Origin of the sequence: Nostoc sp. DedQUE09 (assembly GCF_034530915.1) — a bacterium.
Classification (GTDB): Bacteria; Cyanobacteriota; Cyanobacteriia; order Cyanobacteriales; family Nostocaceae; genus Nostoc.
Window position 1 is genome coordinate 80,395 of the sequence record NZ_JAVRCE010000008.1, and the last position, 12,742, is coordinate 93,136.

Annotated in this window: 9 protein-coding genes; 5 read left to right on the forward strand and 4 right to left on the reverse strand. The window is 42.0% G+C overall.

Annotated elements, in window-relative coordinates; all coding sequences use genetic code 11:
• Positions 1 to 21: 21 nt before the first annotated feature.
• The gene (locus RMY27_RS07625; protein WP_322661892.1) at positions 22 to 231 is read right to left on the reverse strand and encodes a hypothetical protein; all 210 of its coding nucleotides are present in this window, start codon (positions 229 to 231) and stop codon (positions 22 to 24) included.
• A 612-nt stretch (positions 232 to 843) separates the two neighbouring features.
• Complete coding sequence (locus RMY27_RS07630; RefSeq protein WP_322661894.1) at positions 844 to 3,576, reverse strand: pentapeptide repeat-containing protein; 2,733 nt, start codon at positions 3,574 to 3,576, stop codon at positions 844 to 846.
• 135 nt (positions 3,577 to 3,711) lie between these two features.
• Between RMY27_RS07630 and RMY27_RS07635 the strand changes: the two genes are divergently transcribed.
• Entirely contained in the window at positions 3,712 to 4,107 is a 396-nt protein-coding gene (locus RMY27_RS07635; RefSeq protein WP_322661895.1) for a CU044_2847 family protein, read from the forward strand.
• Positions 4,104 to 4,814, forward strand: coding sequence for a TIGR04283 family arsenosugar biosynthesis glycosyltransferase (locus RMY27_RS07640; protein ID WP_322661896.1), 711 nt, complete (start codon positions 4,104 to 4,106; stop codon positions 4,812 to 4,814). Before RMY27_RS07635 ends, RMY27_RS07640 begins: the two co-directional genes overlap by 4 nt.
• Before the next feature lie 36 nt (positions 4,815 to 4,850).
• Here RMY27_RS07640 and RMY27_RS07645 read toward each other — a convergent pair whose 3' ends face one another.
• Positions 4,851 to 5,096: a hypothetical protein gene (locus RMY27_RS07645; protein WP_322661897.1), complete on the reverse strand. Its 246-nt coding sequence runs from the start codon at positions 5,094 to 5,096 to the stop codon at positions 4,851 to 4,853.
• Between the two features lie 39 nt (positions 5,097 to 5,135).
• Here RMY27_RS07645 and RMY27_RS07650 point away from each other — a divergent pair, with 39 nt between their 5' ends.
• The 3 genes from RMY27_RS07650 to RMY27_RS07660 all read left to right on the forward strand — a co-directional run bounded on the left by RMY27_RS07650 (position 5,136) and on the right by RMY27_RS07660 (position 8,656).
• On the forward strand, positions 5,136 to 5,894 hold the full coding sequence (locus tag RMY27_RS07650; RefSeq protein WP_322661898.1) for a TVP38/TMEM64 family protein: 759 nt from the start codon (positions 5,136 to 5,138) through the stop codon (positions 5,892 to 5,894).
• Entirely contained in the window at positions 5,863 to 6,705 is an 843-nt protein-coding gene (locus tag RMY27_RS07655; RefSeq protein ID WP_322661900.1) for a TVP38/TMEM64 family protein, read from the forward strand. Before RMY27_RS07650 ends, RMY27_RS07655 begins: the two co-directional genes overlap by 32 nt.
• A 400-nt stretch (positions 6,706 to 7,105) precedes the next feature.
• Positions 7,106 to 8,656, forward strand: coding sequence for a mercuric reductase (locus RMY27_RS07660; RefSeq protein ID WP_322661902.1), 1,551 nt, complete (start codon positions 7,106 to 7,108; stop codon positions 8,654 to 8,656).
• Positions 8,657 to 8,723: 67 nt separating this feature from the next.
• Here the strand turns inward: RMY27_RS07660 and RMY27_RS07665 are convergent, their stop codons facing one another.
• Positions 8,724 to 12,191, reverse strand: coding sequence for a PA14 domain-containing protein (locus RMY27_RS07665; protein WP_322661904.1), 3,468 nt, complete (start codon positions 12,189 to 12,191; stop codon positions 8,724 to 8,726).
• Positions 12,192 to 12,742 lie beyond the last annotated feature (551 nt).

The following is a 12,742-nucleotide window of genomic DNA, read 5'->3' on the forward strand; positions in this document are numbered from 1 at the left end:
CGATCGCTTAATTATAAAAACTCATTGCCAGCAAAGCAATCTCTGAGCATTGCGTTGGCTAGCAAATACCGCAGGCATCGCTCTATGATGCGATTTTTTCAGATTAGATCCAGAGTTATCGGAAGTGGCTTTAGGGTTCGTCTTTGTTTGGTGCGATCGCTTAATTATAAAAACTCGTTGCCACCAAAGCAATCTTTGAGCGTTGCGTTGGCTAGCAAATACCGCAGGCATCGCTCTATGATGCGATTTTTTCAGATTAGATCCAGAGTTATCGGAAGTGGCTTTAGGGTTCGTCTTTGTTTGGTGCGATCGCTTAATTATAAAAACTCATTGCCAGCAATACAATCTCTGAGCAAAGAGATCGCTCTTGAACACCATTTTTTCAGACTAGATGCAAGGTTCGTCTTTGTTTGGTGCGATCGCTTAATTATAAAAACTCATTGCCAGCAATACAATCTCTGAGCAAAGAGATCGCTCTTGAACACCATTTTTTCAGACTAGATGCAAGGTTCGTCTTTGTTTGGTGCGATCGCTTAATTATAAAAACTCATTGCCAGCAAAGCAATCTCTGAGCAAAGAGATCGCTCCTGAACACCATTTTTTCAGACTAGATGCAGGGTTCGCCTTTGTTTGGTGCGATCGCCTAATTATAAAAACTCATTGCTAGCAAAGTAATCTCTGAGCGTTGCGATCTGCTCGCTCTGACAAATAAATCTTTTTGCTTTGCCCATAGACGCAAAGAAGACCACAAAACAACTGCTTTTAGTCGAATAATGATCTAGAAAAAGTTTGCACAAAGTTGCATTGCGGGATTGGGTAGAAGTAAAAACGAACTCAAAGTATTCACTTAGATGGTTCTGGTGGTAAACCCAGCTTGGCACGAAAATCCTTGTCATATTTTGCCTTTTCCGAATTTTTCGCAGATTTAACTTGCTCAGGAGTCAGGTTTTTGACACGGCTGAAGTCGGCATCTTCGAGGTCGGTACCGATGAGGTAAGCACCTCTGAGGTCGGCATCGCTGAGGTTAGCACCTATGAGGTAAGCACCTCTGAGGTCGACATCGCTGAGGTTGGCATCGTTGAGGTTGGCATCGTTGAGGTTAGCATTGCTGAGGTCGGCACGGCTAAGATCGGCACGGCTGAGATCGGCACGGCTAAGATCGGCTTTGTTGAGGTTGGCGCTGATCAGGTAAGCACCGCTGAGGTAGACAGCGTTGAGATAAGCACGGCTGAGGTCGGCACGGCTGAAGTCGACACCGTTAAGGTTGGCACTCTCAAAATCTTTGCCAGCTAGGCTTTCACCAGCTTCTACCAGCTTTTCAATAGCTTTAATTGTTGTCCTCTCATACTTCTTTCCCTGAGCAGCATCAAGGGTTTGCCGAAGTTTTATTATCTTCAACTGTTTCTCAACTGCAAAGCTCAGATATACTGATAATCCCAGCGTAATTAAGAAAAAAAATATTAATTTAAAGTGATTATTCAATCTGTTTCTGATACTTGTTTGAATCAATTCAATAGCCAAGTCTGATAATTTCAAGTTATCATCTTGTGCCTTCTGAAAAATATTTGCCTCTGTCAAGCGTTTACCCTGAAGCAGATAATCTTTCGCTTTTTCCCTATCTCGCCATTCAATAGCTGCCGCTTCAATTTTTCGCTTTTGTCGCAGGATGTCTCGACTTTCCTCAATCCATTTGCGTAACAGTAACCAATGGCGAATCAGTGCTTCATGTGCCACATCTACCACAGCAATTTGATTAGATAAGTTACTGGTGACAACTAGCTTCTCATCAGCTAACCGTTGAATTATTCTATTAATCACAACTTCTGGATGCTGTGAAGTAACTAAATCCCGTTGCAAAACTTGTCTGCGGGTATCTTCTGTTCCTTCTCCCAACTGCGTCAATTCTAAAAAAATCCGCTTTGTTGCTTGCCGTTCTTCTGATGATAATGACTCATAAACTTCTGTAGCGCGTTTTTGTAGAGTCCCTCTGACTCCACCTAGTTTGCTATAGGTAGTCAAGGTTAACCGTTCTTCAGTTTTTTGCTGCCATAGTTCTGTTAGCGTGTACTGCAACAACGGTAAACTCCCCGGTGAATTTTCTACATCTGCAATCATTTGAGAAACTAATTCTGGTTCTACTGCTAAGTTCACCTGTTGGGCAGGTTTGATAATTGCTGTTTTTAATTCCTCCCGATTCATTGGTGTTACTGTTACTAAACGCTCTTGAATTTTCTTAGCTAGTCCGCCATACTCTTGTTCCAGACATTTACTAAAAAAATCAACCCGCATTGTGATTATTAGGCAGAGTTTATTGTCATCTCGTTGCAAAGCACCTAACACACATTCAAAAAACTGTTGTCGTTTCGTAATGTCTTGACATTGAGTAAAAGTTTCTTCAAACTGGTCTACCACTAACACTACGCGCTGAGTTTGTGCAGCAGTAATCAACTGTCCTAAACCAACTGTACCTTTTGCAATTAATTCTTCAGCTTTTGCTAATTGTGATGCGCGTTCAATATCTGATAATTCTGATTCTACAAATGCCAATGCTAAATTTTGTAAGGGATTAATCCCTGGTCGAAATATTTTTAGCTGCCAAGTATCGCTACCTGATAACCTGCGTCCTAACTTTAATTGATAAAGTAAACCCGCCCTCACAACACTAGATTTACCACTTCCTGATGCTCCCAACACAGCGAGGAAATTACCCGATCGCACTTTTTCTAATAATTCGTCGGTTAACGCTGTTCTGCCATAAAATAAGTTGGCATCTGCTTCTGTACAATCAAAATAAGACAACCCTTTGTAAGGACAAATAGCTGATATTTGTACTGTGGAATTCACAGGAGAAGAATTCCATTTGCGGGTGAGATTAATTACTTCACCAGAGTTAGCAAAAATGGGACGCTGAGGGAATGGGTGATATTGTTGATTGAGTAAGTCTACTAAAGTGTAGTTACTCACCCAACGGTCTTGTTTTGGTTCCAAACCTTTGAGGAGTGCAGCGGTGAGAACGCTGTGTTGGCTGTTAATCTCTTCAAAAGCAACTTCAAAATCACGAGAAGCCGCAATAAAACACCTGTCTCTGCCTTTACCGCGATCGCCTGGATCTGCCTCTGCAAAATTTAGCACTTCTCCGCTATAACAGCAATCCAAAATCACAATTTGTTGTCTGACTTCACTTTCTTGCAGCAGTCGCCGCAGCCATTGCAAAGATAATCCCCAATTACCCGCATCGGGGTTGACTTCACTCGTTGCTAAAAAGCCTTCCTGAATTCCTAGATTTTTCCGCAACCCATGACCGGAAAAATACAGCAGTGCTGTGTCTGGCGGCTTCCCATCTGGTTTGAATAATTGGACGATCGCTCTTTCTAACTGAGTTAAACTAACTTTAGTTTGCTTACCAATGCGAATCGTCTCATTTTCCTTGTCTTTGACTGCTGGTAGCCGCGTTACCCGAAATTCACCATATTGTTGTAAGATTTGAGCGATCGCTTCACCATCGGCAGCTGGTGCATTGAGACATTTTAAGCGGTCATACGTATTAATTCCTACTACCAAAGCGTCTCGACTCATCCTGCAAAGCCCTATGATAGTTGTGCCGAATTATTTCCAGCTTATACAAGAAATTTACCGCATTTTCCGTAAAATTTTGTAGATAAGCACTGCTGGACTACCCTAGACGCAATTCTTTTAGGCGAGATTTATCCCATGACTCAACTCACACCTATTCAATTAGAAGATGGCACTATTATTTACATTGAGGCTACAAATAATGTAGATGCTCTGCCAGTGATTACCGAATCCCCGGAGGGAGAAGAAGCGCTAATTGATAAGGGATGGGATGCTGATGCTGCACAAAAGCAGATAGTGCAAAATTTCCAAGCAATTGAAGGTACAATTCGGGCTTACACTGTTTATTCACTCAATGCTTTTAAGAAAATTCCTGTTGCTAATATTGATAAAGTCACTCTAGAATTTGGCATCAAAGTTGGCGGTGAAGCAGGTATACCTTACATAACTAAAGGCACGGCTGAAAGCAATCTGAAGGTAACGGTAGAGTGTTCATTTCCTGACCAACCGGAAAAGAAAACTCAGCAATCATGAGTGAGAGTATTGACGCTGCTAAAATTTCGATTATTATTCCGGCTATTAATGAAGCAGGGAATATTAAAAAAGCCATTGCTACTACTCAAGCCAATCTAAATATAGAAGTCATTGTAGTCGATGGTGGCTCTAGTGATGATACTGTAGCGATCGCTCAGTCTTTAAATGTCAAAGTTATCTCATCATCTCCCGGTCGTGCTGTGCAAATGAACGCGGGTGCTGTAGCGGCTAGTGGTGAGATTCTGTTATTTCTCCATGCGGATACCGGTTTGCCAAAGGGGTTTGATGAGATGATTCGCACAGCGCTACAACAACCTGGGACTGTGGCTGGTGCTTTTAAGTTGCGGATTGATGCCTCACTTTTAAGTTTACGATGGGTAGAGTTGGGGGTAAATGTGCGATCGCATTTTTACCAAATGCCATACGGCGACCAAGCAATTTTTTTAACAAAGAAAGTATTTCAGCAAATAGGCGGCTTTCCCGAATTGCCCATCATGGAAGACTTTGAACTGATGCGTCGTTTAAAACGCATTGGACGCGTTGTAATTATTCCCACACCAGTTGTCACCTCAGCGCGTAGATGGTTGCAAAAGGGAGTATTCAAAACTACGCTGCTTAATCAAATAGTTATTATTGCTTATTTGCTCGGCATTTCACCTGAGCGAATTTGTAGCTGGTATCGCCGAGAAAAATTTAAGAGGCTTTAAGCTGTTTCTTATGTAGGTAGTATATCTTAGGGGCATTCAATTTGAGGTATAAATTTTAAAGTTGAGCTTCAGAAGGTCAACATTGAGCTTCAAAAGGTCAACGTCGAACCTCAGAAGGTCAACGTCGAACCTCAGAAGGTCAACGTCGAACCTCAGAAGGTCAACGTCGAGCCTCAGAAGGTCAACATTGAGCCTCAGAAGGTCAGCGTCGAACCTCAGAAGGTCAACATTGAGCTTCAAAAGGTCAACATTGAGCCTCAAAAGGTCAACATTGAGCCTCAAAAGGTCAACGTCGAGCCTCTGAGGGTGAAACTTATAAAAATGAACAAGCGTTTATTCAATTCCAAACTCAAACTACTACTTCTAAGTTGCCTGATTATCACTCTAATAATTGCTGCTAAACAGTTAAACTTTCAGGGACTTTTACAAACTTCAGTCATTTGGGTTGAAAGTCTGGGTGTTTTAGGGCCTATCGCCTACATACTCATTTATAACTTGGCAACATTACTATTTATACCGGGTTCCCTCCTAACGCTCAAAGGTGGTTGTCTGTTTGGAGTATTTTGGGGATCAATATATGTGCTAATTGCTGCAACAATTGGAGCAGCCTTGGCTTTTCTCATTGGACGCTACTTATCGCGGGATTGGGTTTCTCGACAAATGGACAAACATCCTAAATTTAAAGCGATTGATTTAGCAGTTGCTAAAGAAGGATGGAAAATTGTTTTACTAACTCGTCTCTCACCTATTTTTCCCTTCAATTTATTAAATTATGCTTTTGGGATAACACAGGTTTCTCTCAAAGACTATATATTAGGTTCCTTCGGCATTATTCCCGGTACTGTGATGTACGTTTATATTGGTTCTTTAGCTGGTAATCTTGCCATGATTAACACCTCTCATCAACCAATAACTCCAGAAACTCAAGTCTGGCAATGGATAATGCGAGTAGTTGGGTTGATTGCTACCGTTGCTGTAACTGTGTATATCACAAAAGTTGCTCAGAAAGCATTAGCTCAAAGTGTGGCAGTAGAAGAAATCACAACCCATGAAAAAACTAACAATCGTTCAGATATTTAAAGCCTCTCTGCGAGACGCTACGCGAACGACTCCGCTCGGCTTTAACACTGAGCGAAGCCGAAGTGTTAAAAGTATTGATGCCAAAAACCTCCAGAATTTTTTTAGCCTCAGTGTATTAGTATTACTAATATTGGCAAGCTGTTTCTCATTAAACGCAGACCCAGCTTTAGCACAAGAATCGGCAAATTCAAATTCTTTCAATCCCCAAGCAATTTTACGCGAAGCCTTGCAGTGGATTGATAGCCTGGGTGCGTTAGGAGCCATAGCTTTTATTGCTATTTATATTATCGCTACCGTTGCTTTTTTCCCAGGTTCTATTCTCACCTTGGGGGCTGGTGTAATTTTTGGTGCAGTTTGGGGTTCTCTCTACGTGTTTATCGGTGCAACCCTTGGCGCTACTGCTGCTTTCCTTGTGGGACGTTATTTAGCAAGGGGTTGGGTTGCTGGTAAAATCGCAGATAACAAAAAATTTGCTGCCATTGACCAAGCGGTTGGTAGAGAAGGATTAAAAATTGTCCTGTTAACGCGATTGTCCCCCATATTTCCTTTCAATTTGCTCAATTATGCCTTTGGCATCACGGGAGTTTCACTTCAAGATTACTTCATCGGCTCTCTAGGCATGATTCCCGGAACCATTATGTACGTTTATATTGGTTCCCTTGCAGGTAATTTAGCGATGATTGGCACTGAGGCTCAACCTAGCAACCCGACTTTACAATGGGCAATTCGCATCTTGGGTTTGATTGCGACTGTCGCTGTTACAGTTTATGTAACCCGGATTGCACGCAAAGCTTTAGAAGAAGAATTGTAGAGTAGTACCACTGTAGAAGCCTATGTCAACTGCAAATTGCTGTAATATCATGTCCGCGTAATTAGTTATGATTCCCATAGTCATTGCACCCTTCCCCTTGCTAAGGGTCTATGCATGTACACACAAGTCAAATTACCCCCCTTAATCCCCCCTTGCCAAGGGGGGAAAAAAGAAAATCTAGTTCCCTCCCCAATCCATCGGGGAGGGTTAGGGTGGGGTAATAACCAGATTCGTAAACTAACTACTTCAGACTTGTGTGTACACCATAGTTGCGAAGGGGAGGCAAGACAAAGCATAGCTTTTGCGGGGTGGGGTTCTTGCCGCTCACCCAATCGAGAACCGCTATAAACAAGCATAAAAAAAATAATCGGGATTCTTAATTTTAAAAGAGGTTTTGCCAATGACCAATTCAGATTTAGAGAGAGTCACAGTTCGCCCAATTGATGAGTACAACCAAAAGTTGGTGTCTTACGTCCATCCCCCAAATTGGGTTAATCCTCAACCCGCAGATGTTTACGATTTGGTAGTAATTGGGGCTGGTACGGCGGGATTAGTCGTGGCTGCGGGTGCGGCGGGTCTGGATTTGGGTTTAAAGGTGGCGTTGATTGAAAAGCATCTCATGGGTGGAGATTGCTTAAATGTTGGTTGCGTACCATCTAAAACTATTATTCGCTCTGCCCGCGTCGTTGGCGAAATCTGGGATGCTAAAGGTTTAGGAGTTAATATTCCCCAACATAATATTGATGTTGATTTTCCCAAAGTCATGGCAAGAATGCGGCGGATAAGGGCTGATATCAGCCCTAACGATTCGGCAGAACGGTTTCAAAAGTTGGGTGTCGATGTCTTTTTGGGTAGCGGTCGATTTGCAAGTAAAAATACGGTGGAAGTTGGTGATAAAACTCTCCGATTTAAAAAAGCTGTAATTGCGACTGGCGCAAGAGCTGCACAACTGTCGATTCCGGGAATTGAAAAGGCGGGTTATCTAACCAATGAAACGGTTTTTTCCTTAATTCAACGACCGGAACGTTTGGCGGTGATTGGTGGCGGGCCTATTGGTTGCGAATTAGCGCAAGCTTTCCGGCGTTTAGGTTGTGAGGTGGTACTTTTCCATAACGGTTCTCACATCCTTAATAAAGAAGATGCTGAAGGCGCTGAAATTCTCCAAAAGGTTTTGATTAACGAAGGAATTCGCCTGGTACTAAATTCCAAGTTAGAAGAAGTGGTAACTGTCACCGAGGGAAAACGCCTTTACTTTTCCTCTAATGGTCATCGAGATTCGGTGACAGTCGATGAAATTTTAGTTGGTGCGGGGCGATCGCCAAATGTCGAAAATCTAAATTTAGAAGCTGTGGGTGTAGAATATGACAAGCATCAAGGCGTGAAGGTAAATGATTACCTGCAAACGACCAATCCCAAAATTTATGCAGCCGGCGATATCTGCATGAACTGGAAGTTTACCCATGCTGCTGATGCAGCAGCGCGGATTGTAATTAAAAATACTCTGTTTTCTCCCTTTGGCATAGGACGCTCGAAACTCAGTAGTTTGGTGATGCCTTGGGTAACTTATACCGACCCAGAAATTGCTCACGTAGGGTTATACGAACACGAAGCGCAAAAATTGGGTATTGAGGTGACGACAATCAACATACCCTTTAATACTGTAGACCGAGCGATCGCAGATGGTGAAGAGTTAGGATTTCTCAAAATCCATCATAAAAAAGGATCTGATGAAATTATTGGTGCAACTATTGTCGCCAGTCACGCGGGTGAGATGATATCAGAAGTAACTACGGCAATGGTGAATAAAATTGGTTTGAGCAAGTTAAGCAGTGTAATTCATCCTTATCCCACTCAAGCCGAAGCGATTAAAAAAGCCGCTGATGCTTATCGTCGAACACTCCTAACATCAAATACCAAAAAATTGTTAGGATTTCTGACAAAGTTATCTTAACCAAAATCAGTGAACAGTCAGACAACTGTTCACTGATAACTGATAACTGATAACTGATAACTGTTATCTAAACAGGTCGGAAGCGATTAATCTGCCCTCCGGTCAAGTTGGCGTAATAGAGATTACCATCCTTTCCAGTGGTAATTTGTGCAGTTAACCCTAAATTAGGTCTATCTGTTTGGGAAGCAAACCGCTTAACTGAGACAAGTTTGCCCTGACTATCGAATTTTACAGCATCAATAGTTCCTAGACTGAAATCACCAACGAATAAGGCACCTTCATAGATTGAAGGGAAAGTATTACCTGTGTAAAAGTCACCCATGACGATCGAATTAGAACCAGTATGTTTGTAGGTGTAAACTGGTGCTGTAACAGCTTTACCACTACTATAGAAATCTTTCGCTGCATCTAGATTAGAATAGCCTGATTGTTTCAGACTGGTAGTATTGCCATTGGCGTCAAGTCCTCCTTCATAGAACGGCCAGCCAAAGTTCGCTCCTGGTTTTGCGACATTCACCTCTTCCCAACTAACGAAGCCAACATCACCAACTACGGGGGTATTGGTCTTTTGATCAATTGTGAAACGGAAGGGGTTACGCAGACCTAAGCTATAAACTTTGGAACTATTGCTATTGAGATCGCCATTGTAGAAAGGATTACTTGATAAGCCTTGACCTGTAATCGCATCAATCCGCAGGATCTTGCCGGACAGGTTATTAACATCCTGAACGCGAATTGCTCTGGGGTCTATCCCATTGTAGGAAGTACCATCTCCTAAGCTCACAAACAGAGAACCATCAGTACCAAAACGCACAGAACCAACTGAGTGAGATTCGCTATCATTGGCTATAAAGTTCTGGACATTTTGGACTTTATCGAGATTATTGAGATAATCTTGCAAGCTGGTAAACGGCTTACCAGTATCTTTGTTGAGAATTCCTGATGGTGCATAGCCAAGTGTGACATTTGTACTATTTCCATCTGGCTTGATAATATTCGCCCAAGTGCCATTTGTGCCGAGTAGTACAACTTCGCTGCCAGCGATCGCAGTAGTGTAATTAGTGTTGGGATCAGCTTCAAAGCGACTTAGCCGTGCAGTACGATTTCCATTCTGATCGGGATCGTCTAATGTGCTGTTGGGATTGTTCTTGGGATTGTTTAGGCTAGTTTCTGGTGGATCGTAGGTATACAACAGGTAAACATAGTTGTTGCCGTTTGGACTTTTGCCAAAATCTGGATGTACAGCAATGCTTAACAGACCGCGATCGCGCGTATCATTTACCTGTCCGCGAATATCAGTAAATGGTGTTGATAATAAGGTACCGTTTTTCATGACTCGCACTACCCCATTTTTCTGGGCAATGAACATGCTGTTACCATCAGGTGCCCATTCAAAAGCTGTGGGTTGAGTCAAACCAGAAACTACCGTATCTAAAGCAAAGTTACCAGAGTCATTATCAATAAGACTGATACTTGTTTCTTGATTAGTTAGCTGCACTCCAACTGGGTTACTGAACTTTAAAGTAAATGTTTCATTTGATTCCTGAACGTTGTCATTAAGAATGGGGATAACAATGGTGTTGCTGGTTTGTCCGGCTGCAAAACTCAAGCTTCCAGATACAGCCTGGTAGTCAGATCCAGCTTTAGCAGTCCCATCTAGGGTTGTGTAGTTCACGCTAGCCGCCGCCGAAGCGTTGCCCCGTGTAACTATCACCTTAGCAGTCCCGTCACCCTCATTAACTACTGGCTGACTGAAATCGAGGCCAGAGCGATCGTTGTCTTGAATTGTAATTGCGAGAGTTCTTTGCAGTCCTAGTGTTGCTCCGTCTGCCTGATCGATGACAAAATTAAAGGTTTCATCTCCTTCTATCAAGGAATCATCATTGATCGGAATGGATACCTGCGTGCTGCTTTGTCCCGGCGCAAAGGTAAGTATTCCAGCACTTTCAACGCCTTCACTCCCATAGTCAACTCCTTTTGTCGCAGTATTAGCTATAGTTGCATACTTGATTGAAGATGTACCACTTAAATCTCCAGTTCTAATTAATTTAACGGTAATACTATCACTGTCTTCGTTCAGAGTCATCGAAGACGAGCCTAAGGTGATGGTGGTCTGAAGAAATGGTGAATAAAGTTGAGACTGAGGAATGATTTCCTTCACCTGAGAGGCGCTTGACCAACGCAGTTGAGAAACGGCATTGCCTTTATTTTCATAGTACTCAAGTTTAATATCGTACTTTTGACCTGCAACCAATGCGATCGAGCCACTGGATTCGGTGGCAGGTTGATCGATAAACTTATCGATGATTTGTTGACCATTCACCCACAGTCGCACAGCATCATCAGCAGTAGTGTAAAAGTTATAAGTTTCGCTGTACTTGGCTTCTACCTGACCTGTCCAGCGCGCTGAGAAGGTATCTGCATCAATCGACGGAGCGGGAGAATCAGCGCCCCAATTAAAGTTCACCGTCGGATTTGTAGTAGTTACCTTCAAGTTGGTGAAGTCGATGTTGTCGTAGTACTCTGCTTTGAGTCCATTGCCACTACTAGGTGTGCTGATATTACTATACAGTTGGGACTGAGGAATGATTTCCTTAGCCTGAGAAGTGCTTGACCAAGCCAGTTGAGAAACGGCATTGGATTTATTTTCGTAGTACTCAAGTTTAATATCGTATTTTTCACCCGCAACCAGGGCGATTGAGCCACTGTATGCTGTTGCAGGTTGATCGACAAACTTATTGATGATTTGTTGACCATTTACCCACAGTCGCACACCATCATCACTAGTGGTGTAGAAGTTATAAGTTTCGCTGTACTTGGCTTCTACCTTACCTGTCCAGCGCACTGAGAAGGTATCTACAGCAATCGACGGATCTGGAGAACCAGCGCCCCAGTTAAAGTTCACCGTCGGATCTATGCGAGTTTGCTTGAGGTTGGTGAAGTCGATGTTGTCGTAATACTCTGCTTTGAGTCCGTTGCCACTATTAGATGTGCCGATACTATATAGTTGGGACTGAGGAATGATTTCCTTCGCCTGAGAAGTGCTTGACCAAGCCAGTTGAGAAACGGCATTGGATTTATTTTCGTAGTACTCAAGTTTAATATCGTATTTTTCACCCGCAACCAGGGCGATTGAGCCACTGTATGCTGTTGCAGGTTGATCGACAAACTTATTGATGATTTGTTGACCATTTACCCACAGTCGCACACCATCATCACTAGTGGTGTAGAAGTTATAAGTTTCGCTGTACTTGGCTTCTACCTTACCTGTCCAGCGCACTGAGAAGGTATCTACAGCAATCGACGGATCTGGAGAACCAGCGCCCCAGTTAAAGTTCACCGTCGGATCTATGCGAGTTTGCTTGAGGTTGGTGAAGTCGATGTTGTCGTAATACTCTGCTTTGAGTCCATCTCCTTGAGAGAGTAGGCTAGACCGAGCAGAAATGCTGCTTTGTCCTTGGTCAATGCTTTCTAGAGATGATTTAGTAGTAATTACTGGACTTACCGATGTTGATAAGTTTTGATTTGATGTCATAGTTAATGCTACAAAATTAGTTTTACATTGAATATTTCAACAAAGAATGCATCATAAAGCTTGATATAAATATATTGATAAGCTAATCATTGATTTACCTATAAATATATGTTTAGTAATTGCTAATTATGAATAATTAGTTGAAGAACATATTATTATTTGTTTTCTCTGAGCAAATTGTTGAGTTCTTGAGAGACTCAAATTCCATTGATGCGCAGATGCATATTCCTTGAGGCAAAGGATGCACAAAAAAAGCAGATGCATACGTAATAGTCATACAAAATAACTTTACACACACTACCTAAGTATTTTTTTGCTTCTACATATTTGACAATAGATTGCGGTGTTATGTCTATGTTTTGTAGGAGACTTTGTTTAAATATTCACATTGATACATCCTTTTTTAAAGGAATATAAAAGTTTTGATGAGGATTAAATAAAAATTGCCAAATTACCGGATAATTTAACGTGCTTTTTCTACATATTTATTAACTAAATAAAAGTTGGGTAAAGAAAAATTTTAATATTTAAAGATTTGAAGAATTAATGTT